At 44.9% G+C, this 24,510-nt stretch carries 23 protein-coding genes; 1 reads left to right on the plus strand and 22 read right to left on the minus strand.

Features of this window, described 5'->3' with window-relative positions; genetic code table 11:
- Positions 1-19: 19 nt before the first annotated feature.
- The 18 genes from ispG to trmJ form a co-directional block, all read right to left on the minus strand.
- Complete coding sequence (ispG, locus tag V7R35_RS03815) at positions 20-1,138, minus strand: flavodoxin-dependent (E)-4-hydroxy-3-methylbut-2-enyl-diphosphate synthase (RefSeq protein WP_334013382.1); 1,119 nt, start codon at positions 1,136-1,138, stop codon at positions 20-22.
- Positions 1,139-1,147: 9 nt separating this feature from the next.
- Positions 1,148-2,200, minus strand: coding sequence for a RodZ domain-containing protein (locus tag V7R35_RS03820; protein WP_334013383.1), 1,053 nt, complete (start codon positions 2,198-2,200; stop codon positions 1,148-1,150).
- Positions 2,201-2,206: 6 nt separating this feature from the next.
- Complete coding sequence (gene pilW / locus V7R35_RS03825; RefSeq protein WP_334013384.1) at positions 2,207-3,388, minus strand: type IV pilus biogenesis/stability protein PilW; 1,182 nt, start codon at positions 3,386-3,388, stop codon at positions 2,207-2,209.
- A gap of 24 nt (positions 3,389-3,412) precedes the next feature.
- The gene (locus tag V7R35_RS03830; RefSeq protein ID WP_334013385.1) at positions 3,413-4,531 is read right to left on the minus strand and encodes a bifunctional tRNA (adenosine(37)-C2)-methyltransferase TrmG/ribosomal RNA large subunit methyltransferase RlmN; all 1,119 of its coding nucleotides are present in this window, start codon (positions 4,529-4,531) and stop codon (positions 3,413-3,415) included.
- Between the two features lie 524 nt (positions 4,532-5,055).
- Positions 5,056-5,487, minus strand: a complete 432-nt coding sequence (gene ndk / locus V7R35_RS03835; RefSeq protein ID WP_012519000.1) for a nucleoside-diphosphate kinase — start codon at positions 5,485-5,487, stop codon at positions 5,056-5,058.
- Positions 5,488-5,719: 232 nt separating this feature from the next.
- Complete coding sequence (locus V7R35_RS03840; RefSeq protein ID WP_334013386.1) at positions 5,720-6,130, minus strand: SufE family protein; 411 nt, start codon at positions 6,128-6,130, stop codon at positions 5,720-5,722.
- Positions 6,131-6,180: 50 nt separating this feature from the next.
- Positions 6,181-6,714: a putative Fe-S cluster assembly protein SufT gene (gene sufT / locus V7R35_RS03845; protein ID WP_334013387.1), complete on the minus strand. Its 534-nt coding sequence runs from the start codon at positions 6,712-6,714 to the stop codon at positions 6,181-6,183.
- A gap of 37 nt (positions 6,715-6,751) precedes the next feature.
- Positions 6,752-7,108 carry a HesB/IscA family protein gene (locus V7R35_RS03850; protein WP_334013388.1) on the minus strand — a complete coding sequence of 119 codons (357 nt, stop codon included), beginning with the start codon at positions 7,106-7,108 and terminating at the stop codon, positions 6,752-6,754.
- A 9-nt stretch (positions 7,109-7,117) separates the two neighbouring features.
- Positions 7,118-8,335 carry an aminotransferase class V-fold PLP-dependent enzyme gene (locus V7R35_RS03855; RefSeq protein ID WP_334013389.1) on the minus strand — a complete coding sequence of 406 codons (1,218 nt, stop codon included), beginning with the start codon at positions 8,333-8,335 and terminating at the stop codon, positions 7,118-7,120.
- Positions 8,332-9,588, minus strand: coding sequence for a Fe-S cluster assembly protein SufD (gene sufD / locus V7R35_RS03860; protein ID WP_334013390.1), 1,257 nt, complete (start codon positions 9,586-9,588; stop codon positions 8,332-8,334). Before sufD ends, V7R35_RS03855 begins: the two co-directional genes overlap by 4 nt.
- Positions 9,585-10,346 carry a Fe-S cluster assembly ATPase SufC gene (gene sufC / locus V7R35_RS03865; RefSeq protein ID WP_334013391.1) on the minus strand — a complete coding sequence of 254 codons (762 nt, stop codon included), beginning with the start codon at positions 10,344-10,346 and terminating at the stop codon, positions 9,585-9,587. Before sufC ends, sufD begins: the two co-directional genes overlap by 4 nt.
- A gap of 3 nt (positions 10,347-10,349) precedes the next feature.
- A complete protein-coding gene (gene sufB / locus V7R35_RS03870; RefSeq protein ID WP_334013392.1) occupies positions 10,350-11,786 on the minus strand; it encodes a Fe-S cluster assembly protein SufB in 1,437 nt (478 codons plus the stop codon).
- A 302-nt stretch (positions 11,787-12,088) separates the two neighbouring features.
- Complete coding sequence (locus V7R35_RS03875; protein WP_334013393.1) at positions 12,089-13,255, minus strand: IscS subfamily cysteine desulfurase; 1,167 nt, start codon at positions 13,253-13,255, stop codon at positions 12,089-12,091.
- Between the two features lie 18 nt (positions 13,256-13,273).
- Entirely contained in the window at positions 13,274-13,759 is a 486-nt protein-coding gene (iscR, locus tag V7R35_RS03880) for a Fe-S cluster assembly transcriptional regulator IscR (RefSeq protein ID WP_334013394.1), read from the minus strand.
- Positions 13,760-13,838: 79 nt separating this feature from the next.
- On the minus strand, positions 13,839-15,884 hold the full coding sequence (locus V7R35_RS03885; RefSeq protein ID WP_334013395.1) for an SEL1-like repeat protein: 2,046 nt from the start codon (positions 15,882-15,884) through the stop codon (positions 13,839-13,841).
- Positions 15,885-15,894: 10 nt separating this feature from the next.
- Positions 15,895-16,836: a hypothetical protein gene (locus V7R35_RS03890; RefSeq protein ID WP_334013396.1), complete on the minus strand. Its 942-nt coding sequence runs from the start codon at positions 16,834-16,836 to the stop codon at positions 15,895-15,897.
- Between the two features lie 211 nt (positions 16,837-17,047).
- Positions 17,048-17,872 carry a serine O-acetyltransferase gene (cysE, locus tag V7R35_RS03895; RefSeq protein ID WP_334013397.1) on the minus strand — a complete coding sequence of 275 codons (825 nt, stop codon included), beginning with the start codon at positions 17,870-17,872 and terminating at the stop codon, positions 17,048-17,050.
- A gap of 5 nt (positions 17,873-17,877) precedes the next feature.
- Positions 17,878-18,645 (minus strand): tRNA (cytosine(32)/uridine(32)-2'-O)-methyltransferase TrmJ, encoded by a 768-nt coding sequence (gene trmJ / locus V7R35_RS03900; RefSeq protein WP_334013398.1) that lies wholly within the window; start codon positions 18,643-18,645, stop codon positions 17,878-17,880.
- Positions 18,646-18,923: 278 nt separating this feature from the next.
- Here trmJ and suhB point away from each other — a divergent pair, with 278 nt between their 5' ends.
- Positions 18,924-19,700 (plus strand): inositol-1-monophosphatase, encoded by a 777-nt coding sequence (gene suhB / locus V7R35_RS03905; protein ID WP_334013803.1) that lies wholly within the window; start codon positions 18,924-18,926, stop codon positions 19,698-19,700.
- A 206-nt stretch (positions 19,701-19,906) separates the two neighbouring features.
- Here the strand turns inward: suhB and secF are convergent, their stop codons facing one another.
- Genes secF through tgt form a run of 4 tightly spaced genes read right to left on the minus strand, consistent with a single transcriptional unit; the run spans position 19,907 to position 24,234 of the window.
- Complete coding sequence (gene secF / locus V7R35_RS03910; RefSeq protein ID WP_334013399.1) at positions 19,907-20,848, minus strand: protein translocase subunit SecF; 942 nt, start codon at positions 20,846-20,848, stop codon at positions 19,907-19,909.
- 10 nt (positions 20,849-20,858) lie between these two features.
- A complete protein-coding gene (gene secD, locus V7R35_RS03915; protein ID WP_334013400.1) occupies positions 20,859-22,703 on the minus strand; it encodes a protein translocase subunit SecD in 1,845 nt (614 codons plus the stop codon).
- Positions 22,704-22,758: 55 nt separating this feature from the next.
- Positions 22,759-23,097: a preprotein translocase subunit YajC gene (yajC, locus tag V7R35_RS03920; protein ID WP_334013401.1), complete on the minus strand. Its 339-nt coding sequence runs from the start codon at positions 23,095-23,097 to the stop codon at positions 22,759-22,761.
- 24 nt (positions 23,098-23,121) lie between these two features.
- Positions 23,122-24,234, minus strand: a complete 1,113-nt coding sequence (gene tgt / locus V7R35_RS03925; RefSeq protein ID WP_334013402.1) for a tRNA guanosine(34) transglycosylase Tgt — start codon at positions 24,232-24,234, stop codon at positions 23,122-23,124.
- Positions 24,235-24,510: the final 276 nt, after the last annotated feature.

A 24,510-nucleotide genomic window follows, 5' to 3' on the forward strand; every position in this document is an offset into this window, starting at 1 on the left:
ACAATGAACAAAAAGCGGCTTAGTCTTTAACAGAAACCTGAATTTTATTTTCTTCGCTCATACGAGCGGCTTTAGCGCGGATTTTTGCTTCAAGCTTATCTACTAGGTCATCATTCGGAAGGCGCTCTTTCACACGCTTACCATCTTCATAAAGACCGCTCATGTTGCGTGCACCGGTTAAGCCTATGTCCGACACTTCAGCTTCGCCAGGCCCATTTACTACACAACCGATGATAGACACGTCCATAGGTGTCAGAATATCTTCTAAACGTTGTTCTAGCGCGTTTACTGTGCCGATAACATCAAACTCTTGTCGTGAACAGCTTGGGCACGCAATAAAGTTAATACCGCGCGAGCGAATACGTAGCGACTTAAGAATATCAAAACCCACTTTGATTTCTTCAACAGGGTCTGCGGCAAGTGAAACGCGCAGCGTATCACCGATACCCTCTGCTAGAAGCATGCCCAAACCTACCGCACTTTTGACTGCTCCAGCACGCTGACCGCCAGCTTCGGTAATACCTAAATGTAGAGGCTGATCAATTTCCTTTGCCAGTAATCGATATGCGCCAACGGCAAGAAAAACATCAGATGCTTTAACGCTTACTTTGAACTGGTCAAAGTTGAGCTTATCTAGAATGTCAACATGGCGCATAGCCGACTCTACAAGCGCCTCAGGTGTTGGTTCGCCGTACTTTTCTTGTAGATCTTTTTCTAAAGACCCGCCATTTACGCCTATACGGATAGGAATATTTTTATCCTTTGCACAATCGACAACAGAGCGAACGCGCTCCATATTGCCAATGTTTCCCGGATTAATTCTAAGGCAGTCTACGCCGTATTCAGCCACTTTAAGCGCAATGCGATAATCGAAGTGAATGTCAGCCACCAAAGGCACACTCACCTGCTTTTTAATTTCTTTGAATGCTTCTGCCGCTTCCATGGTAGGCACTGAAACACGCACAATTTCACCGCCCACAGCCACGATACGGTTTATTTGATCAACCGTAGCCGCCACATCTGTGGTGCGTGTATTAGTCATTGATTGAACAGCAATGGGAGCTCCATCGCCTATTGGAACATTACCTACATTGATACGCGTCGACTTTCTGCGCTTGATAGGACTTTCTGCAAACATCTAATTAACCTACATAGGAAGTGTAAAGCGCGCTGTTCTACCATTTTGGTAAGAAGAAATATCAACAGCATCGCCATTTACTGATATACGCACATTATCCGGTGCGCCGAGCGTAACTTCAACCGGAGGTACGCCCTGAATTTCCATAATTCGACCTTTTTGCTTAACGCCATAGGCAATAGCTTCACCCGTAGCATCAGTAATATTTACCCAACAATCATCATCAAAGGTAAATGTCATCGATACAGGTGCGGCATTACTCGTTAAATCAATATCAGGTGAGTTGGTGGCTGAAGCAACAAGTTCGGTTAAATTGTTACTGTCGTTAATAGCCGTGTCTGGTGCTGATATGGCGCCATCATCAAGGTTACCCTCTTGAGTAAAACCACTTTGTGAAAGCGCGTCTTCTTCTGGTGTCACGTTGTCTTGCTGCGCAGACTGACTTGTCTGCTGTGGCTGCGTCGTTGATGGAAGCGTTAATTCATCGTTAGACGTACTCTCAGAATCAGTTAACGTTGATGCGCTTTCTTGCGAGGTAACGGTACCCGTCGCTTTTTCAGGAATAGGTGTATTGGCAGCTTCTTCCATCACCGCATCGGGAAGCGACACATCACTCACAGCATCATCACCAGGCTGTTGATACCACCAAGCCACTACTCCCGCAATGATTAACAGGAGGATCACGTAAGTTACCATCATCCACCTGTCGTCGTGTGTCTGTTTTGCGACACGTTTCGAAAAACTTTGCAGTTTATCCGATGACGGTACTGACTTTTGATTATGGAAGCGCTCGAAGGCTTCAATCACGTCTTGCGAATTCATATTTACCTGCTTTGCGTAATTTCTTACGTAGCCCTTGGTAAACGTTATCGAGGCGTTACCGTCCAGTTTATCGTTTTCTAAATCGTTGATTTGCTGAGCTTTTAAAAACAACTTATCCGCAATTTCTTGTTGCGAGAGGCCCAATGCCTCGCGGCGTGCCTTTAGCATGGCACCTGGACTTGGCGTGCTTTCGTTTTGTTGCGAATCTACGTCTTGTTTCGCTTGTTCTTCTGACACCATTAAACCTTATTCCTCCTGCATACTAGGTGGTACTAACCAAAGCGACTGACCAGCAATAATAGCGCCAGTATTTCCTAGGTTATTCCACTCTTGCAGTGTTGCCATCTTAATATTGTGCAATAGCGAAATACGATATAAGTTTTCGCCCGGTTTTACTACATGGATTTTTGGTGTTTCAGCTGATAATTTATTACTTTGCGCTTTAGCAATACTAGTTTTACTCGCTTGTGCGTTTACGCTAGCGGCGTTTTCGGTATTCGTACTAGCCTGACGCACGGTACGCTCAATACCAGTGTCACTTGCCTTGGGCTGAGCACTTTTTACTTCAGGTACTGATTTATCCATGGCTGTCGTTTTTGAGGGGGCTGCGTTGTCGCTATTTTTAACCACTTTAACAATGCGGTTAGGAGAAGACGCGCTCTCCTTTTCAAAGCGTGCGGTTAATGGATTATCGGGAAACAATGACTGCATCATTTCACCGTAGCCTTTTGCAGTTTCTAAATCGCCCTGCCCTTTCGCAATTTCGTAGGCAAGCCATAAAGAGTCGGGAGAAACTCGTGCTACTTTCTCATATTGCTTTGACGTTTGCTTCGCCAAATCCCATTGCTCGGAAACGGTATAAAGCTGAGTAAGAAGGTATAAGCTTTTTGCTCTGGCAGGCTGATGCTTTAACGCTTCCTTGAAGTAATTCGTTGCTTCTTCAAGATTACCTTGGCTTTGTGCGCAAAGTGCTAAGTTTTCGTAAGTCTGCGCAGCGTTAGCATACAGTCGGTTATTGATGGCATCGAAGAAGTAAGCTTTTGCGTCTTCATATTGTCCGTTTTGACATTTAAAAGCGCCGTAACTGTTTGCTATATCGCCATTGTTGGGTGCCAAGTCTATGGCCGCCTCGTAAAACTCTTCAGCTCGCTGGTTGTCGCCCACTAACTGATAGTAATACGCCATAGCGTATTGAACGTCAGCAGAGCGCGGGTCGAAAGCAAGGGCTTTATCGAGGTTCTTTTTAGCTTGAGAGTAATTGTTGTTTTGAAGGTAGGTAAGCCCAAGCGACATTCGCGTTTTAGCAGCTTCTTCGCGGTCGAAGTTACTGCCATAGCTGCCAGCTTGGTTGTTGCTAACACAACCTGACGCCGCTAGCGCAGCGCCAAGTAAACAAATCCTTAGTGAAGAACGCAATCCTGTTCGCATAGACTTACCCTAATATCTTGATGATTATTGGGCCATTTTTACTGAAATTGCTTCGCCCTTCATCTGTTTTTTTAATAATCTTTTTGTTCTATCAACAACATCACCCACCAATTGACCGCATGCAGCGTCAATATCGTCGCCTCGTGTTTTGCGAACAACGGTGGTAAACCCATATTCCATAAGCACTTTTGCGAATCTGTCGATGCGTGAGTTACTTGAACAGGTGTACGGTGAACCCGGGTATGGGTTAAATGGTATTAAATTTATCTTACTAGGAGTATCTTTTAATACTTTAGCAAGCTGATGCGCCTGTTCAGTGCTATCGTTTATGTTCGATAGCATTACGTACTCTACCGTAACACGACCTTGGTTCGCTTTCGACTTCGCCAAGTAACGACGAACGCCCGCTAGGAACGCTTCGATGTTGTACTTTTTGTTTACTGGCACTATCTCATCTCGAAGTTCATCTGTTGGCGCGTGAAGCGATATGGCCAACGCCACGTCGATTTGGTCACCCAACATATCAAGCGCAGGTACAACGCCAGATGTACTTAAAGTAACGCGACGTTTTGATAAACCGAAACCAAAGTCGTCTAGCATAATGTCCATTGCCGGCACGACGTTTTTAAGGTTAAGCAATGGCTCACCCATACCCATCATTACTACGTTAGTAATTGGGCGTTTGCTTGAATCTTTCGACAGACCAAGGAAGGTAGCAACGCGCCATACCTGACCAATAATTTCACTTACGCTTAGGTTACGGTTGAAACCCTGCTGTGCCGTAGAGCAAAAGGTGCACTCTAGTGCACAACCTACTTGCGAAGAAACGCAAAGCGTTGCGCGATCAGTTTCTGGGATCCACACCGACTCTACTTCTTGACCGCCTTCAAGTGTAAGCGCGAACTTGATAGTGCCATCACTGGCTTCTTGGAAATAAGCAATTTCAGGCGCTTTTATCTCACAATTTTCAATAAGCATGGCACGCAAATTTTTATTGAGGTTACTCATTTCTTCGAAATCGCTGATACCGTGCTGGTAAATCCACTTCATTACCTGGTCGGCACGAAATGGCTTCTCACCCATTTCCTTAAAGAAATTGCGCAAGCCTTCGCGATTAAGATTTAATAAGTTCGTTTTTGCCATGAATTGAATGACCCTTTAACCTTGAGGGGCGCCCCTCACACTGCTGAATATGATGTAAAAACCAGCGAATTGACCAAGCCTTAACCTACTGACGAAAAGCCTTGAAGAAGATAACATTCACTGTTTAAAAATTGCGCGGATTCTACCACAGAAGAGAATAGAGAAAAAGCCGATTTAACGCAGAGCAAGGTTAAGTTTGGCAATGCGCGAGAAGCGTCGTTTAGTCTGCCTAAATGAGCGCCGAGCAAAGCTTCATAACGCGTGCCTTTTTCTTAGTGACTGAGCGCGTGTTAGGCAGTGCGCGAGAAGCGTCGTTTAGTCTGCCTAAATGAGCGCCGAGCAAAGCTGCATAACGTGTGCCTTTTTCTTAGTGACTGAGCGCGTGTTAGGCAATGCGCGAGAAGCGTCGTTTAGTCTGCCTAAATGAGCGCCGAGCAAAGCTGCATAACGCGTGATCAGACACTAAGCACATCTGACAAACAAGAACGGGGCCCTTAGGCCCCGTTCTTACTGCTTACACAATCTTAGCGAGTACGTGGGCAGATTTCTTCTTCAGAGAAGAAGTATGCGATTTCACGTGCTGCTGACTCAGGAGCGTCAGAACCGTGTACTGCGTTTTCGTCGATTGACGCAGCGTAGTCTGAACGTAGTGTACCTGCAGCTGCATCAGCTGGGTTAGTTGCGCCCATGATTTCACGGTTTGCTAGAACTGCGTTTTCGCCTTCTAGTACTTGAACCATAACTGGGCCAGATGTCATGAAGTCTACAAGTGCGCCGAAGAAAGGACGCTCTTTGTGTTCTGCATAGAAACCTTCTGCTTGCTCTTTGCTCATGTGGATCATCTTAGATGCCACAATGCGAAGACCTGCAGATTCGAAACGGTTGTAGATTGCACCGATTACGTTTTTAGCTACCGCATCAGGCTTGATAATCGAAAAAGTACGCTCAAGAGCCATGTTTTCTCTCCAAACAAATAGTATGTATCTTAAAAATTTTGGTCGCGAATTATAGGCAATAAATAGCAGCTTGACCAGAGACTTTGTCAAAACTGCCTTAAAGCACTGTTTTTATGAGTAAAGCTGTGTGTTAGTTAGCGTGCTAGATATGACAATATGATGACATTGTATACATTGTTTTGCATAAGCAGGTATTAGTTTGAAAATACCTGCTAAATAAAGAAAGGCGACCTTATGCGTTTGCTTTCGCCAGCTCTTGTATTTTGCCGACAATAGCGCGCAAACCATTACCGCGAGTTGGCGTAATGTGACGTTCAAGATCAAGCGCTTCAAAATAACCGTCGATATCGAACGCTAAAATATCGTTTGGCGATTTCTCATTATAAGCGGCAAGCACTAAAGCAAGTAGGCCTTGAACAATTACAGCATCGCTGTCGACGTCAAAACTCACTTTTTCACCGTCGTAAGACTCTACTAGCCAAACACTGCTCTGGCACCCTTTAACTAAGCGTTCCGGGGTTTTAGCTTCTTCAGATAAACCGGGGATAGATTTACCTAAGTCGATGATGTACTGATAACGCTGTTCCCAATCATCGAAGAACGCTAAATCATCAATAATCTCGTCACTGCTAGGTAATTGCATCGTCATTTCCGTTTATAGGTAAAGAGGTAATTTGAAAGTTTTAGATAAGCTTAGAAAAACAATCCAGCTTCAAGCTGCGCTTCTTCACTCATCATATCACGTGACCAAGCTGGGTCGAACACCAACTCAACATTCACATTCTTAACATGAGGCACCATGGCAACACGATATTCCACATCGCCCACAAGTACTGGCCCCATTCCGCATCCAGGTGCAGTCAATGTCATATCAATGTTAACCTCGCCTGAAGCTTGGTTTATATCTACTTTATAGATTAGGCCAAGCGAGACTAGATTAATCGGTATTTCTGGGTCGAAGATGGTTTCTAGGGCATCCCATACTTGCTGTTCGCTGATGTTGCCATCTTCTGGCACATCGAAACTTAGCGTCATTGCCTTACGGCCAATAGCGCCAGCGTCTGTACCGTCAATGCGATACATATTACCGCGCCACGTAATTGTATAGTTTCCGCCAAGCTCCTGCGTAATATTAACGAACTCGCCTTCAGGAATTACGGTTGGATTACCTGCAGGTACCAAACGCGCTTTACAGTCGCGTTCAGTAGTCACCATCTTTTGCTTCATATACTGCTTAGTGCCTGTTGTTAAAAAGTATTGGCTATTAGCCTACGTTGAAGCTCTCGCCGCAACCGCATTCATCAACCACGTTAGGGTTATTGTATTTAATAACGCCATTTACGCCTTCCATCACGTAGTCAATTTCAGTATTGCGTAAAAGCTCAGTAGCATCAGACGCTACCGCAACGTTCAGCACTGGAGAAATTTCAATAATTTCGTCATCTGCTTCTGCGCCATCTGCAAAATCAAGCACATAAGCGTAGCCAGTGCATCCGCTTACTTTGGTTGATAAACGAATTAACTGACCAGGCTTGTCTTTAAGCTTACTTTCGAAATGCTTAACGGCACTGTCAGTTAGCGAAATGAGTTTTGTGCTTGGAACAAAAGTTTCAACACTCATAGTGCCTCCTTAGGCCAACATCATTTTTGCTTTCTTAAGTGCAGCAAATAAGCTGTCCACTTCTTCAAGCGTATTGTAAATTGAGAACGATGCACGTGCAGTACCCGGAATACCAAAGCGCTTCATTAGCGGTTGTGCGCAGTTATCGCCGGTACGAATCGCTACACCTTGACGGTCCAGAATAAAGCCAACATCCGCCGGATGGGCACCATCAAGTAGGAAGCTAAGCACGCCAACTTTGTTAGGCGCTGTTCCAATGATACGCATTCCTTCAAGCGCTTGCGCTTGCTCGGTGGCATAGGCCAGCAATTTCTGCTCATGCTCGTGTAATGCTTGTACATCAAGCGCGCTGAACCAGTCTACTGCAACGCCCATACCAATAGCGCCAGCAATGTTAGGCGTACCGGCTTCAAGGCGGTTTGGCAAAGCGCCCCAAGTAGCTTCATGGTAGGTGACGTCTTTAATCATTTCGCCGCCTACCTGCCACACAGGCCAGGTTTCTAGCACCTCTTTTTTACCCCACAAACAGCCGATACCTGTTGGTCCGAATAGTTTGTGGCCTGAGAACGCATAGAAGTCACAGCCGATGTCTTGTACGTCAACACCGCCATGAGCAATACCTTGTGCGCCATCTACCAATACCAACGCACCAACGGCTTTGGCTTTTTCAGTTAACGCCTTTATAGGGTTTACGGTGCCTAACGCATTCGATACGTGTGGAAACGCTACAAGCTTGGTTTTTTCCGATAGCAGTCTGCCGAATGCCTCAACATCAAGTTCTCCGCTATCAAAAATAGGTACAACATTTAATGTTGCACCAGAGCGACGACACGCCTGCTGCCATGTAACTAAGTTTGCATGGTGCTCAAGCTCGGTCACCATGACCTCGTCGCCTTCACTTAAAAGCTGACCAAGGCCATTAGCCACAATATTAATGGCTTCTGTTGTGCCTGACGTCCAAATAACTTCTTCTCGGGCGCTTGCGTTAATGAAACTCGCTACGCTGCTACGTGCATTTTCATAGCGGCGCGTTGCCTCATCAGACAAATGGTGCGCACCGCGGTGCACGTTTGCATTGGTGCCCGTGTAAAAATCCATCAGCGCATCAATCACAGCCTGAGGCTTCTGTGTGGTTGCTGCATTATCTAGGTATACCAGCGGCTTGCCGTCTACCGTTTTCGATAAAATAGGAAACTGGGCACGAAGTGCTGCAACGTCTAAGCTCATTTCACCTCCATCTGAGAGAAACGCTCACTTAAGATTGGGGCTAGCCAGTTTCGTACCGCTGTATTAGGTACGTCATTAATAAGCTCTTGAATAAAGCCAAAGTTAAGCATTACCAGTGCTTTACTGCGAGAAACACCGCGAGTTAGCAAGTAATACAAGGCTTCTTCTTCAATTTCTGCCACTGTTGCACCGTGGGCACATTTTACGTCGTCGGCATAAATCTCAAGCTCTGGCTTGGTGTTGATAACACCACGGCGCGATAGCAACAAGTTGCGGTTGTTAAGTTCGGCCAGTGTCTTTTGCGCATCGCGATGGATATGAATACGACCATTAAATACCGCACGCGCTTTGTCACCAACGATACCGCGAGCGTTTTCTTCTGTTGTGCCATTAGGCATCGCGTGCTCAATGGTTGAGTGAAGGTCGAATAGCTCGCCTTCTGCCAGAAGATAAATAGCGTTCATTTTCGCATCAGCGAATTCACCAGCGTGATGAATATCAACGTCTAAGCGAGAAAGCTCACTGCCGTAACCCACCATGGTGCTGTTTAGCGTGGTACGGTTATGCAGTTTAAAGTGACTGCCACCTAATTGTTTTGCTTTACCGGTAAACATAGCAAAGCGATAGTGCTCTAAGTGAGCATCATCAGCCAAGTCATACTCAGCAAACGCTGTGGTTAAGCTTTCAGTATCACCAAAACCTTGCTCGATAACTGTGGCGCTTGCGCCTTCTGCCACTTTCACTACAACGCGTGTATGGGCATCAACGTTCTGCGAAGCCATATTCACAATGCGAACTGGCGTGTCAATTTTCGCACCCGCTTCTACATTAATGAAGATACCGTGTTGGCATAACGCGTCGTTCACTAGGCCAAACATATGACGTGTAGGCTTAACTTGGCCATATACGCTGCTAATGGCTTGCTGGGTAGACGCATCGTCGCTGTTCAGCGATGTAATGGTCATGCCTGCTGGCACATCAAGGGTATTAACCTGGGTAACCAAAACACCGTCTACAAATACAAGGTCGATAGCGTTAAGGTTCTCGATAGCAGGAACGGGTAAGTTCTCAGCTTTCGCCGTTAAATTCGCTTCACGCTTTTCAACCGATGAAAGCGGTGTAAAGCGCCAGCTTTCGTTTCTACGGGCTGGCCAACCATCGGCTTTTAACTTTTCTAAGGCCTGCTGACGCACGGGCGCTAAGTAATCGGAGATTTGCGCCGCATCAATGACCTGTTCTAGCCATTGACTCATGCCTCAGCCTCCTCGTACGCTTTACCAAGAAATGCGTATCCGCTCTTTTCAACTTCAAGCGCAAGTGATGCGTCACCACTTTTCACAATTTTGCCGTCAGCTAGGATATGTACGAAGTCAGGCTTGATGTAGTCTAGAAGGCGCTGGTAGTGGGTAACAACAATGAAGCTGCGCTCACCGTCGCGCTGGCTGTTTACGCCATCAGCAACAACTTGTAGTGCATCAACGTCAAGGCCTGAATCTGATTCATCAAGAATACACAGCTTCGGCTCTAGCAAAATCATTTGCATGATTTCGTTACGCTTTTTCTCACCACCCGAGAAGCCTTCATTTACACCGCGCTTCAAGAAATCCAATGGCAGCTGTACTTGCTTGCACGCTTCTTTTGCTTTCTTTAAAAATTCAGCAGCAGTCAACGGCTCTTCACCACGTTGTTCACGCATAGCGTTAACCGACTCTTTCATGAATTCCATGTTGCTTACGCCTGGAATTTCTACCGGGTATTGGAAAGCAAGGAAAAGCCCTTCGCGAGCACGCTCTTCCACTTCAAGTTCAAGCAGGTCTTTGCCGTTTAGTGACGCTTCACCTTCGCTAACTTCATAGCCGTCGCGGCCCGAAAGCACGTAACCTAATGTACTTTTACCGGCACCATTGGGGCCCATGATAGCGTGTACTTCACCAGGTTTAACTTCGAGGTTAAGACCTTTAATGATGTTTTTCTCTTCCACGCTGGCATGTAAATTCTTGATACTAAGCATTGATTACCCCACTGAACCTTCAAGACTAATTTCGAGCAGTTTGCCGGCTTCTACGGCAAATTCCATTGGTAGCTCTTTGAAAACTTCTTTACAGAAACCGTTAACAATCATAGAAACGGCCTTTTCTGTGTCTAAGCCACGCTGCTGACACAGGAATAATTGTTCGTCGCTCACCTTCGATGTTGTTGCTTCGTGCTCAACAATGGCTGAAGGATTGCGGCTTTCGATATACGGGAATGTGTGCGCGCCACATTTATCACCGATAAGTAGCGAGTCACACTCGGTAAAGTTACGTGCACCGTCTGCGCGAGGGCCCATTTGAACCAAACCGCGATAGGCATTGTTACTGTTACCCGCTGATATACCTTTAGAGATGATGGTCGACTTGGTGTTTTTACCCACGTGGATCATCTTAGTACCTGTATCAGCCTGCTGACGACCACGAGTAAGCGCTACTGAGTAGAACTCACCTACACTGTTATCGCCTTTAAGCACACAGCTTGGATACTTCCACGTTACCGCAGAACCTGTCTCAACCTGCGTCCACGAAATTTTGGCATTGGTATGCGCTACACCACGCTTGGTTACGAAATTGTAGATACCGCCTTTACCGTTCTCGTCACCCGGGTACCAGTTTTGTACCGTTGAGTATTTGATTTGCGCGTCGTCCATTGCCACTAGTTCAACCACGGCCGCGTGCAGCTGGTTTTCATCGCGCTGAGGTGCGGTACAACCTTCAAGGTAGCTTACGTAGCTGCCTTCATCGGCAACAATTAACGTACGCTCGAATTGACCGGTGTTCATTTCGTTAATGCGGAAGTATGTAGAAAGCTCCATTGGGCAGCGCGTGCCTTTTGGAATGTAAACGAATGAACCATCGGTAAATACAGCACTGTTAAGTGCCGCAAAGTAGTTATCTGTACGCGGTACCACTGAGCCTATGTATTTCTTTACAAGGTCAGGATACTTTTGAAGTGCTTCCGAAATTGGGCAGAAAATAACGCCAGCTTCTTCAAGCTTTTCACGGAATGTAGTAACAACAGATACCGAGTCGAAAACCGCATCTACCGCAACACCGGCTAGCATTTCTTGCTCGTGCAATGGAATACCCAGCTTCTCATAGGTACGAAGTAGCTCAGGGTCGACTTCGTCAAGCGACTTAGGCTTATCTTTCATACTCTTTGGTGCCGAGTAATAAGAAATGGCTTGGTAGTCTATTTTTGGATAATCGACATGCGCCCAGTCTGGCTCTTCCATTTCTAGCCACGCATGGTACGACTTCAAACGCCATTCAAGCATCCATTCAGGCTCGTTTTTCACTGCTGATATGCGGCGGATAACCGACTCGTCCAGGCCGCTTTCAAACGTTTCCGACTCGATTTCAGAGTAGAAACCGGCTTCGTACTTTCTTTCTAACGCCTGTTCGATCTGTTCACTCATGTTGGGATCTCACTTGTTTGCCTGCATTTGCTGCCATTTATTTCGTGCGTTTGCTAGAGAATTAGCACAGTAATCACCCCACGGTCTTGGTGATTACTGGGTTTGTTCCTTTGAAACACTTCTTTCTCTTCGATACTTCTTAAGAAAAAAGCCGACAAACCTCTCGCCACAATATGAGCAGCCTAAAATTTTGGTGCGGTAGTATATAATACCTGACTATTTCACTCAAATATTCAGCAGTATATTTCTAGCCGCTTCGCTTAAGTTTTTGTTAATACGCTTTGTAGGCGTTTTTGCTGTTTTTAGGCACTTACAATGCCTCTTAATCGCGTTGTTACGTCAGTGACTTTATTGATTACGTATTCAACGTCTTCTTGGGTTGTAAATCGGCCTACACTGAAACGAATACCCGCGTGAGCAAGTTCGTTACTGCGGCCAATTGCTTTTAATACATATGAAGGTTCAAGGCTTGCCGACGTGCACGCAGAACCAGAAGAAACTGCAATATCGTTAAGTCCCATCATTAAGCTTTCGCCATCCACACCGGCAAAGCTCACGTTTAAAATGCCTGGTATGCGTTGTGTTTCGTGGCCGTTAAGATGAACATCGCCAATCTTCTCCAAGCCATTCCACAGTAGTTCTCGCAACGCTAAAATACGCTTACTTTCCTGCTCAAGGTTTGCTGTGGCTACAGATATCGCTGTACCCAAACCAACTATTTGATGGGTAGCTAGGGTGCCTGAACGCATACCGCGCTCATGACCGCCGCCGTGAATTTGAGATACCAAATTTATCTTTGGGCGTCTTCTAACGTACAAGGCCCCCATGCCTTTAGGGCCATACATCTTATGAGCGGAAATCGACAGTAAATCCACTGGAAGCTCTGAAAGGTCTATTGCAATTTTACCCACGCTCTGCGCGCCATCCACATGAAACAATATGCCTTTTTCGCGACATGTTTCACCAATGGCTTGAATATCTTGAATTACACCTAGCTCATTGTTCACGTGCATGACCGACACTAAAATAGTGTCTTCGCGGATGGCATTTTTTAAATCGTTTAGATTAATTAGGCCGTCTTGCTGCGCTGCCAGATAGGTTACTTCAAAGCCTTGCTCTTCAAGGTATTCGCACGTATCCAGAACCGCCTTGTGTTCGGTGTTAACCGTAATGATATGCTTACCTTTACCGGCATATCCTTCTGCAATGCCTTTAATCGCAAGGTTGTTAGACTCTGTTGCACCGGATGTAAAAACAATCTCGCGAGGGTCGCAATTTAATGCATCACTAATATTGTTGCGCGCTACATCTACAGCCTCTTCGGCCATCCAGCCAAAACGGTAGCTGCGAGAAGCAGGATTACCAAAATTACCGTCTAGGGTTAAACACTTTGCCATTGCCTCTGCAACCGCAGGGTCTACCGGTGTAGTGGCAGCGTAATCAAGGTAAATGGGTGTTGATAAAGCCATGCGTTACTCAATACCTATTTAAAGTTGAATGCTTACTTCTATGTCGTTAGCTATATTGCGAAGCGACGTGGCACTGTCTTGGCGACCCGCCACCTCTTGAACATCTCGCTTCGCCATTAGCTCACCCAACGTAATTGAATTTAAAAATACCGAAATGCGATCACTTAAGTCTTGCCATAAGCTGTGCGTTAAACAGCGATCACCGCCTTGACAGTCGGCCTGACCTTGACATCGCGTAGCGTCAATCGACTCATCAACCGCACGAATAACTTCGCCAATAGCAATGTCACATGCATCTCGACCCAACAGATAGCCTCCGCCAGGTCCTCGCACGCTATCAACTAGCTGTTCTTTTCGTAAACGAGAAAAAAGCTGTTCTAAATAGGAAAGTGAAATTTCTTGTCGTTCTGATATGTCGGCAAGAGGCACTGGACCACGCTTGGAATGCAAAGCTACATCAAGCATCGCAGTTACTGCATAGCGCCCTTTAGAAGTGAGTTTCATAGAATTCTCCCGCCGTTTTTGATGCGGGAATTTTCACATACCCGACTAAAATGGTCAAGTATAAGACCTAGTGTTTTAGTCAGGTATTATTGGCACATATAGGTTTTTTGATGGTGCAAAATTCCTGTAGCTGCACGGCTCTTGATTTATGTTCTTGATTTTGTGGGAACTCGGCTAGTACGTTACCTAGGGCGCATTGTGCTTTACAGTGGCCTAATTGAATTGCTCTATCAAACCAATCTATTGCAAGCGCTATGTTTTTTTCCGTCCCTTCGCCGTTAAGCAGCATTTCTGCGTATTGATACGTTGCATCAACATCGTCAACATATTCGGCGCCTGCCTTGGCATATTCGAATGCTTTTGGCAAATCTACAGGAACACCTTTACCCTTGCGGTAAACTTCGCTCAATTGTTTAAAAGCAGCGCTTACCCCTTGCTCGCTGGATAATTCAAGAAACTGACGCCCCGTGGCTTCATCTTTGGATACACCATCGCCTTCTAAGTACATCACGCCTAATTTGTATTGTGCAATGGAGTCACCTGAATTTTGATGAGCAGCGTGAAAGTATTCTGCCGCCTTTAACTTATCGGTGGTAACGCTTATACCGTAATAAAAAAGTTCACCAATAAGCGAGTCAGCGTCCCACTCTTGGTGCTTTGCCCACTGTGCTGCTACTTCTAGATGGTCAGTAAAAGGTGAGTTTGCGAGCTTGTTATCTTTTACACAGTCGAGTAAATCAAGATAGGCTTCATCATGCTTTCGTTCAAAGGCCACTAGATACCAGTTACATGCCTCTGCAATGTTGTCCGCCTCTGCGTAATGAGCTGCTAAATCGAAGGCTATTTGAGCATCTCCCTCAGATGCAACAAACCACTTACGTTCTTCATCTTTGAATTGTTCAGCCAATCTTTCAAGTGCAAACTCTTCACCATCTTGGATTGCCTCATAAAGGTAATCTAACGCTAGTGCTCTATTGAAAAGAGGGAGCTCTTGATTTAAATATAATTCAGCAAGATGTATCTTGGCCTTGTCGAAACCTAATTCGATCGACTTTTTGTAAAGTGACTCTGCTTTATACGCATCAACTTCAACTCCATTACCATATGCGTACATTCCTCCCAGATTACTATGAGCATAAGAGTTCCCTCTTTTCGCTGCAATTTCGTATAACTCTCGTGCTTTTTCGTAGTTAACTTCTTTGCCAGTACCTCTGTGATAGAATGTCGCTAAGTTGTTATAGCCCCAAGTTTCATCAGCTTCGATTGCTTGCTCGTAGTAGTATTTAGCAGAAATGGGATCTTCATGACCAAATTTTCCCTCTTCGTACATAAAACCCAAATTGGTATATGCAGCGCCTTTGCCTAACTCTGCTGCTTTGAGATAATACTGCTTAGCGATTTCAGGATTGGCATCAATACTCGTTTTGTCGAAATCATAAATTAACGCTTTTACATACGTCGCTTCCGCGTTATCGCGGCTTACTCCGTAGTTTACCCAATGTAAAAGCTTTTCAGCATCGTTATGTTTATCAAAACCTTCATAAAGTAACCATGAAATAGCACGAATACAAAGTGCTTCCCCATCTAGTGCAGCACTCTCCATTAGCTCTGCTATTCGCAGCACATCATCAGGGTCCCGTCTTGACATAAGGTCACCATACTGACAAATAGCAGGCTCATAACCTTGCTCAAAAGATGCAAGGTAATACTCTAGTGCCCGGTCTATATTTATCTCTCCTTCTACACCTAGGCGATTCATGTCTCCCATATAAAACAGCGAGTATTCGTTTCCTGCTGCAGCCGCTTCTTTCCAAAAAGAAATCGCCTTAGCACTGTCCTTCTCAACTCCCTTTCCCCAATAATATAAAGACCCCAGTCTAGAAATTGACTTAATTGAACCCAAAGATGCTGCCTTTTCGTGAAAACCTTTTGCTTTCACATAATCCTGAGGTACTCCTTCCCCCAATTCATGTATCCGAGCCTGTTCAAAGAAGAATTCAGCTTGATGAGTTTCGCTTTGCACATGAATTGTTTCTTCTACATATGGTGTTTCATCTGCACCAGCCTCACATTCATAAGAAGCACATAGAATTACGGGGATAATTTGTAGTATTCCAAAAAGCATAGATAGGCCGTTATATGTTTGTGTGTTTTCGTTTAGTTCTTATTACCAAACCGATAAATGTTAGAATGAATAACTGGAAAGTTGACGGTGACGACACTGCAGTGGGCTCAAGTAAAGCTATAGATGTGCTTAGGATTGAATTACTTTCTTCAAACGTTTTTCCCGTAATTCGTAGAGTGGTGGTAAGCGTATTCAATGAATCGACAAAACCGCCGTTCCAACCGTAAGCCGTTGCACGCCCAAAAAGATAGAACACACTGTCTTTCTTAACGTCAAAATGAAAGCCCAGCTGAATTTCATCATATCGAGCTTGCCCCGCTAGTTCTGTATTATCCGATGAATAGAACTGGCCACCTAGTAAGCTACCCTCATCAAAGTTCAGCGGGTATATATCATTGTCGGCGGTAGAAAGTCTAATACTTGAGCTAGCAGCAATAACTGATTCGTAATAAGCCCCAACAATTCTATTTCCGTATTGATCATACTGATCTTCACTTATTGTGTAATCTAAGTCTGCATCAAACGACAAAGTTGTATCTTCACCAGTCCATAAAAAGCCCTGCACAGCAAAGCTGCGTGCTATGCTCATATTTCCTTGGTTGCTGCTTGCTAACATATGGATTTCTGGTAACGACAAAACAGTATTTTGTAACTCACTTTCTGAGTAAACGGCGTTATAAAGTGACGTTGTAGCGCTTTGCCCATCAAATTGCTTTGCAAAACGTTCTTGCTCCGCTCCCTTTTCGTATGACGATTGTTCACACGCGTTTTGATAATTTAGTTCACGAGCAAAGTCGATGATTTTTTGTTGGTTTTGTTCGATATATTCTGCATTTACACCTGAGCAGTTATGAACAGATACACTGCTTCCAGAGTATGATGATATTACAGCACCGTTTGCTGACTGCTGGATAAACAGAGAGATGAGAACAAGTGAAATGATGTTTCTCATTGAAGTTCCTTTTCTATAAGTAGGCGATATATAAGCGTTTCGCTTTATCCCTACTCCAATGGGTCAAGCGAACAAAAATCAACCATAAACTTCTTCTAATAAAACATCAAGTAAAGCGACAACACGAAATTATTTTGATTGTAAAAACGAATATTTCAAACCCAAAAAGCCCAGTTATAACTGAGCTTGTTTATGATACTTGCTACTGATTTTAAATTGCCGGATCGAACGAAGAATGCGCTTGTTCTTGTTTTTGTGCGTTCGCTAAATCGATACCTGTGTTAGCGAAGTCTTCAGCGCTTATATTATGTAAGTTCTCTGTGCACACTTCACCACCTAAGGATTGAATAACCTTACACATTTCTTCAACTTTGGTGTCCATTTGGTGCATGTGTTCCAGCATGATGCCCATTGCATTGGCCACAGGGTCAGGGTTATCTGGCGCCACGGCATAGGCGTCGAAACCATATTTTTGCGCAATCTTGTCTCGTTGGGGGTTAACGGTGGCATTTGCGTCATGTTGCTTGGAAATAATAATACGACCTGGAATGCCAACAGCGGTAGCACCATCAGGGATGTCTTTCACCACGACAGAATTAGATCCAACTTTCGCATTTTCACCAATAATAATAGGCCCTAGCACTTTTGCTCCAGCTCCCACAACCGCACCTTTTTTAAGTGTTGGGTGACGCTTTCCCGCTTTCCAGCTAGTGCCTCCAAGAGTCACGCCATGATAAAGCGTTACGTCATCGCCAATTTCAGCAGTCTCGCCAATTACCACCCCCATGCCATGGTCGATAAAAACTCGATTCCCCAGTGTTGCCCCAGGATGAATTTCAATGCCTGTTAGCCAACGACTAAACGTAGACAAAGTTCTTGCTAACCATTTCCAATTAGCCTTCCACAGTTTATGACTCACTCTATGTAGCCAAACTGCGTGTAAACCTGGGTAGTTGGTTAGCACCTCAAAGGTATTTCGTGCTGCGGGGTCACGATGGAACACACCTTGGATATCGTCTTTTATACGGGCAAACATAGTGCTTACTCTTTATTAATCTCAGCGTCAGCTTCGACGCTAGCAGCTTGGGCTGTGTCTGCGTTTACCGACTTGTCGATAGACGCCAAAATACCACGTAATATGTTCAATTCTTGTGATTCAGGGCGCGCTCGATTAAACAGGCGGCGAAGCTTGGTCATTACCACGCCAGGGTGACTTTTACGGATAAAAGATGTCTTTTCTAGCGTGGTCTCAAGGTGCACATAAAAGCGCTCTAAGTCTTCGTTAAGGGGGTATTCTTCTTCAACACTTGGATACGTTTCGCGATTTAAATACGCCATTCTTATTTCGTAACACAGTGTTTGAACCGCTGCCGCTAAATTTAATGAGCTATACTCAGGGTTTGCAGGAATACACATATGGAAGTGACATTGCTGAAGCTCTTCATTGGTTAAGCCACTATTCTCACGACCGAACACGAGTGCAACCGGGTATTTTTCCACTTCTTGCACTAGCTTCTCACCACAATCACGAGGCCCAAGCATTGGCCAAGAATGCGTACGAGAACGTGCTGATGTACCAACAACAAGACCACAATCTTTCACTGCTTCTTCTAATGTACTTACTATTTTCGCATTCGCTAAAACATCGCCAGCACCTGCCGCCAAAGCACTCGCCTGTCCATCAGGTTCGTTAACAGGATCAACTAAGTAAAGGTTGCTTAACCCCATCGTTTTCATAGCACGAGCAGTTGAACCTATGTTTCCGGTATGAGACGTGTTAACTAATATAATACGAATGTTTTCGAGCATGTTTTGTATACCTAAGAATAATCTTTATTGCGCTTGATAAAGATGTTGCTGTGAAACAACACGCTGCTTAACAGGCAATTTCTAATGTTTTAAGTTTATCACAGCGGCAGTATAGATGGCTATTCACAACGCCTTTGTGAAAGCCCTCGTTTCAATACGACCAAATTCATTTGCATCACAGCATGATTCTGGTAGACTCCGCCCGTTTTCGAAAACAGCTAGCTATTTTTTATACAGCTGGCTTTTTTCATTGGTCTTTTACAATTGGTGGTTTATCTATGCATCCTATGCTGAATATTGCGGTGCGCGCTGCGCGTGCGGCTGGAACAGTTATTGTTCGTGGTTTTGAAAAACATAATGAAGTTGCAACCGAGTCTAAAGGCTTAAACGATTTCGTTACACAAGTTGATAAAGAAGCAGAACAAGCAATTGTTTATAAAATTCAGCAATCATACCCAGAGCATTGCTTCCTTGGCGAAGAAATGGGTGAGATTCACGGTAAAGAAACCGACTATCAGTGGATTATCGATCCGCTAGACGGCACCACCAATTTTGTTAAAGGCATCCCTCATTTTGCCGTTTCAATTGCACTTCTACACAAAGGCCGTTTAGATCAAGCGGTTGTGTTCGACCCTATCCGTAGTGAACTATTCACCGCTAGCCGTGGCCAAGGTGCGCAGCTAAACGGTTACCGCATTCGTGCGTCTAAACCACGCGATCTTACTGAAACCATTATCGCTACGGGTCTTCCGTTTAAAAACAAATCGCAGTTTGGCGAATACGCACTAAGCCTAAACAAAATCTTCCACGAAGTGGGTGATATTCGTCGCGGCGGTAGCGCAGCACTTGACCTAGCATACGTAGCGGCTGGTCGACACGATGGTTACTGGGAGCGTGGCATTAAGTCTTGGGACATCGCAGCAGGTGAACTGATCGTTCGCGAAGCTGGCGGCTTGGTAACAGACTTTAAAGGCGGCAATGACCCTCTTAACAAAGGCGAAATTGTTGCCGGCAGCGTTAAGGTTGTTCAGGGCCTAGTGAAACATCTAAAATAAGGCTAAGCACCTTAAACAGAGCTAAGCACCTTAAATAGGTCAAAGCGCTTGGTGTAGCGCTAAATACACCACACGAACAAACAAAACGAGGAAGGCGCTGGTTCAATACCCGCGCCTTTTTCTTTTCTTACATAGCGAGTATAAACTACAAAAAAGCCGCACTAGGTGCGGCTTTTAACATTTCATTGCGACTACGTAGAAAATGCTTAAGGCATTGGATCTAAGTCGGCGCCTTCTTTTTCAACCTGTGGAGGCATCAAGTCTTCTTTACTGATACCTAACGCCAACGCAACAGAGCTTGCAATGTAAACAGACGAGTAAGTACCTACTACTACACCAAACAACAGTGCAGTGGCAAAACCATGAATTAGCGCGCCACCTTTAAAGAACAATGCTACCAACACAAGCACAGTAGTAAGTGAAGTGATTATGGTACGGTTCAAGGTTTGAGTAAGAGAGATATTGATGATCTCAACGGGCTCGCCTTTTCGAATTTTACGGAAGTTTTCACGGATACGGTCAGAAACAACAATGGTGTCGTTAAGCGAGTAACCAATCACTGCTAGCACCGCCGCAAGTACCGTTAAATCGAATTCAATTTGCAGTACAGAGAATAAACCTAAAGTAAGAATAACGTCGTGAATAAGTGCGGATACCGAGCCCAGTGCAAAACGCCACTCGAATCGCATTGCTACGTATACAAGAATACACAGCAACGCCACTAGCATGGCTAAGCCGCCCTGCTCTGTAAGCTCTTCGCCCACATTCGGACCTACGAATTCAATACGACGCATATCAACAGAAGTACCATCAGAACGCAGTGTTGCAAGCACTTGCTCACCAATGGTCTCTGCTTTAATTCCGTCACGAGGTGCAATTCGAATAAGCACATCTTGACTGCTACCAAAGTTTTGTACAATGGCATCTTCAAAGTCTGCGCCGTTTAACTGCACACGAATTGCTTCTAGGTTTGCAGCATCTTCATAACCCACTTCAATTAACGTACCGCCGGTGAAATCTAGCCCCCAGTTCAGACTATTCACGCCCAGTGACACGATAGAGCCCAAAATAAGCACAGTAGAGAGTACCATCGCAGGTATGCGAAGGCGCATGAAATTGACGGTTTCGGAAAGTTTTAATAATTGCATGTTACGCTCCTTAAATCGCCAATTTGTCTATGCGTTTACCACCCCACACGGCGTTAACGATAACGCGCGTTACCAAGATGGCGGTAAACATTGAGGTAGCGATACCAATCATAAGCGTAATAGAGAAGCCTTTGATTGGGCCGGTACCAACGGCAAACAATATAAGGCCAGCAATAAACGTTGTGATATTTGCATCCAAAATAGTTGAAAATGCACTGTCGTAACCATGATGAATAGCCTGCTGAGGACTACGTCCATCGCGTAACTCTTCACGGATACGCTCAAAAATAAGCACATTCGCATCAACGGCCATACCAACCGTAAGTACAATACCTGCCATACCGGGAAGCGTTAGCGTAGCACCCGGGATCATCGACATAATACCCACAATCATTACAAGATTGGTTACCAAAGCTACGTTGGCTACAACACCAAACGCTTTGTAATAAATCAGCATAAAGATAAGTACAGCGGCAAGACCAAAAATTATAGCCTGCATGCCCAGCTCAATATTCTCTTTACCTAAGCTAGGACCAACCGTACGTTCTTCAACGATTTGAATTGGCGCAATTAGCGCACCTGCACGAAGTAATAACGCTAAGTCACGGGCTTCTTTAGGTGAATCAAGGCCGGTGATTTGGAACTTGCTACCAAGCTGCGCACGAATAGTAGCAACAGAGATAACTTGCTCTTGCTTTTCAAATACTAATTTACCGTCTTTGTTTCGCTCGCCAGTAGATTTGTACTCAATAAACACGGTTGCCATAGGCTTACCAATATTGCCACGAGTAGAGCGTGACATCTTGTTACCGCCTTCTGAGTCTAGCGAGATGTTTACATTCGGTAGACCATACTCATCAACGCCGCTGTTAGCATCAATAATGTGGCTACCCGTAAGCATAATGCGCTTTTCTAGAAGCTGTGGAACGCCTTGTTGGTCTTCAATAACTTGAGACCCAGGAGGAACGCGACCATTCAATGCATCACGGATGTCATTTTTTTGGTCTACCATACGGAATTCAAGCGTTGCGGTTGCATTAAGAATTTCTTTTGCTCGCGCAGTATCTTGAATACCCGGTAGCTGAACTACAATACGGTCAGCACCTTGCTTTTGAACCAGTGGCTCGGCAACACCTAATTGGTTAACACGGTTACGAATAATGGTGATGTTTTGCTTAACGGCGTTATCGCGAATTTCTTGCAGCTTGCTTTCAGCGAAAACAGCGCGAAGGGTTAAGTCATCAACTTGGTTAAATGTTAAGTCACGGCTTTGGTTACGCAAAAAGAACTCAGCTTTATCTAGAGCGTCTTCATCGCGAAACGTAATATCTACGTGATTACCTTCTTGCTTAACGCCACGATAGCGAATGCCTTCTTCGCGAAGTGAAGTACGAAAGCCACTTTCCGCATCTTCAAGTGACTTAGCAATAACCTCTGTCATGTCGACTTCCATTAGGAAGTGAACACCACCACGAAGGTCAAGACCAAGTTTCATTGGTGCACCGCCAAGGCTTTCTAGCCAGTCAGGCGTATCGGGTGCAAGGTTCATTGCCACGAAGTAGTCATCGCCCAACACTTTTTCCAGTGCTTCGCGAGTAACTAATTGTGTGTCTGAATCTGAAACGCGAACAAGAATTTGCTCATTTTCAAATTCAACGCGTTTCGGAGTGATATTTTTTTCCGCAAGCGCTGCTTTTACTTGGTCAACAGTAGCAGTGGTTACTACTGCATCACGTCCTGCAGAAATTTGAACGGCGTGATCTTCACCGTAAATATTTGGAAGTGCGTACAATGCACACATTGCAACAACAATGAGTGCACTGAGTACTTTCCAGATGGTATTTTTATTTAGCACTGGATAATCCTTTCGTGCCAGTACCGGGAAGCATCCCGGCCCCGGCGGTTGTTACTTACAGTGACTTCATTGTGCCTTTAGGCAGCACAGCAGTAACTGAAGACTTCTGAACAACAATGTTGTTTGATTCATTTAGTGCCACTTCGATAAAGTCTTTCTCTTCCGACACCTTAGTAATTTTACCTACTAAACCACCTTGCGTTAGTACTTCATCACCTTTACCCAGTGATGAAACAAGGTTCTTATGCTCTTTAACACGCTTCGCTTGTGGGCGGTAAAGTAGAAAGTAAAAAATTAAACCGAATACTGCCAACATGATAAGCATTTCCATGCCACCACCCTGTTGAGCACCACCAGCAGATTGCGCGTAAGCGTTTGAGATAAATAGGCTCATAAAATTCCCCAATTATTATCGTTGTTATAGTGCCGGAACCGGCAACCCTTTTTGTTCATAAAATTCTTGTACAAATTCATCCAGCGTACCCGCGTCAATTGCATCGCGAAGGCCTTGCATAACACGCTGGTAGTAACGAAGGTTGTGAATGGTGTTTAAACGCGCACCCAATATCTCATTACATTTGTCTAAGTGATGTAAATAAGCACGAGAATAATTTTTACAAGTGTAACAGTCACAATTTTCATCAAGTGGCGACGTATCGTTTTTGTGTTTTGCGTTTCGGATTTTAACGATACCTTCGGTGACGAACAGGTGACCGTTTCTAGCGTTACGAGTAGGCATAACACAATCGAACATATCAATACCGCGTCGTACTGCTTCCACTAGGTCTTCCGGCTTACCTACACCCATTAGGTAACGCGGCTTGTTTTCTGGGATCTTAGGTGCCGTGTGATCGATGATGCGAATCATGTCTTCTTTCGGCTCGCCCACCGACAAACCGCCGATAGCGTAACCATCGAACCCAATAGCTTCTAGACCTGCAAGCGATACGTCGCGTAAACCTTCGTACATACCGCCTTGAATAATACCAAATAGCGCCGCAGGATTATCACCGTGCGCTTCTTTGCTTCGTTTAGCCCAACGTAACGACATTTCCATTGAAACGCGTGCTTCTTGTTCCGTTGCCGGGTATGGCGTACATTCGTCGAAAATCATGACGATGTCAGAGCCCAAATCGCGCTGCACTTCCATCGATTTTTCAGGCGTAAGTAAAATCTTTTCACCGTTAATTGGTGAGCGGAAGGTCACCCCTTCTTCAGTAATTTTACGCAGGTCGCCTAGGCTGAACACCTGAAAACCGCCTGAATCGGTAAGAATAGGCTTATCCCAGTTCATAAAGTCATGAAGGTCGCCATGTTCACGGATAATGCCGGTGCCGGGGCGAAGCATTAGGTGGAATGTGTTTCCTAGACAAATATGTGCGCCACTGTCTTTCAACTCTTCTGGCGTCATTCCTTTAACGGTGCCGTAAGTACCTACAGGCATAAACGCAGGTGTCTCTACTACACCTCGCTCAAATACCAAACGACCGCGGCGAGCGCGTCCTTCGGTTTTTAACAACTCAAATTGCATGTGAAAATATTCCCACTTTGATGCGCAGCTGCGCTGGGTGTAAAAAATAATTGGCGGCGATTATACCAGTAATTTTGCTGAGATCATGCCCTGTATCTATGTTTATCCGTCATCAAAGGCGAATTAAAACAAGCCGCAGGATGAATGAATACAGAAACAAACGCAGATTGTGTGGTAAATGTAGCTTTAAATCAGCGAATTAAGCTGCAAATCAACTACTCATTTGTACTTTAAGTGAGTAGATAAAATGCAGCGTTTGTTCACTACTACACGAGT

Origin of the sequence: Alteromonas sp. S167, from assembly GCF_036864375.1 — a bacterium.
Classification (GTDB): domain Bacteria; phylum Pseudomonadota; class Gammaproteobacteria; order Enterobacterales; family Alteromonadaceae; genus Alteromonas.

What these genes read in the sequence shown, in the direction of transcription:
- ispG (WP_334013382.1), bottom strand. Translation starts at nt 1,138, where the DNA reads ATGTTTGCAGAAAGTCCTATCAAGCGCAGAAAGTCGACGCGTATCAAT.
- V7R35_RS03885 (WP_334013395.1), bottom strand. Translation starts at nt 15,884, where the DNA reads ATGCTTTTTGGAATACTACAAATTATCCCCGTAATTCTATGTGCTTCT.
- sufC (WP_334013391.1), bottom strand. Translation starts at nt 10,346, where the DNA reads ATGCTTAGTATCAAGAATTTACATGCCAGCGTGGAAGAGAAAAACATC.
- cysE (WP_334013397.1), bottom strand. Translation starts at nt 17,872, where the DNA reads ATGTTTGCCCGTATAAAAGACGATATCCAAGGTGTGTTCCATCGTGAC.
- V7R35_RS03820 (WP_334013383.1), bottom strand. Translation starts at nt 2,200, where the DNA reads ATGGTGTCAGAAGAACAAGCGAAACAAGACGTAGATTCGCAACAAAAC.
- sufB (WP_334013392.1), bottom strand. Translation starts at nt 11,786, where the DNA reads ATGAGTGAACAGATCGAACAGGCGTTAGAAAGAAAGTACGAAGCCGGT.
- V7R35_RS03890 (WP_334013396.1), bottom strand. Translation starts at nt 16,836, where the DNA reads ATGAGAAACATCATTTCACTTGTTCTCATCTCTCTGTTTATCCAGCAG.
- V7R35_RS03850 (WP_334013388.1), bottom strand. Translation starts at nt 7,108, where the DNA reads ATGAGTGTTGAAACTTTTGTTCCAAGCACAAAACTCATTTCGCTAACT.
- V7R35_RS03830 (WP_334013385.1), bottom strand. Translation starts at nt 4,531, where the DNA reads ATGGCAAAAACGAACTTATTAAATCTTAATCGCGAAGGCTTGCGCAAT.
- yajC (WP_334013401.1), bottom strand. Translation starts at nt 23,097, where the DNA reads ATGAGCCTATTTATCTCAAACGCTTACGCGCAATCTGCTGGTGGTGCT.
- suhB (WP_334013803.1), top strand. Translation starts at nt 18,924, where the DNA reads ATGCATCCTATGCTGAATATTGCGGTGCGCGCTGCGCGTGCGGCTGGA.
- secF (WP_334013399.1), bottom strand. Translation starts at nt 20,848, where the DNA reads ATGCAATTATTAAAACTTTCCGAAACCGTCAATTTCATGCGCCTTCGC.
- V7R35_RS03875 (WP_334013393.1), bottom strand. Translation starts at nt 13,255, where the DNA reads ATGGCTTTATCAACACCCATTTACCTTGATTACGCTGCCACTACACCG.
- iscR (WP_334013394.1), bottom strand. Translation starts at nt 13,759, where the DNA reads ATGAAACTCACTTCTAAAGGGCGCTATGCAGTAACTGCGATGCTTGAT.
- V7R35_RS03855 (WP_334013389.1), bottom strand. Translation starts at nt 8,335, where the DNA reads ATGAGCTTAGACGTTGCAGCACTTCGTGCCCAGTTTCCTATTTTATCG.
- sufD (WP_334013390.1), bottom strand. Translation starts at nt 9,588, where the DNA reads ATGAGTCAATGGCTAGAACAGGTCATTGATGCGGCGCAAATCTCCGAT.
- sufT (WP_334013387.1), bottom strand. Translation starts at nt 6,714, where the DNA reads ATGAAGCAAAAGATGGTGACTACTGAACGCGACTGTAAAGCGCGTTTG.
- pilW (WP_334013384.1), bottom strand. Translation starts at nt 3,388, where the DNA reads ATGCGAACAGGATTGCGTTCTTCACTAAGGATTTGTTTACTTGGCGCT.
- trmJ (WP_334013398.1), bottom strand. Translation starts at nt 18,645, where the DNA reads ATGCTCGAAAACATTCGTATTATATTAGTTAACACGTCTCATACCGGA.
- tgt (WP_334013402.1), bottom strand. Translation starts at nt 24,234, where the DNA reads ATGCAATTTGAGTTGTTAAAAACCGAAGGACGCGCTCGCCGCGGTCGT.
- V7R35_RS03840 (WP_334013386.1), bottom strand. Translation starts at nt 6,130, where the DNA reads ATGCAATTACCTAGCAGTGACGAGATTATTGATGATTTAGCGTTCTTC.
- ndk (WP_012519000.1), bottom strand. Translation starts at nt 5,487, where the DNA reads ATGGCTCTTGAGCGTACTTTTTCGATTATCAAGCCTGATGCGGTAGCT.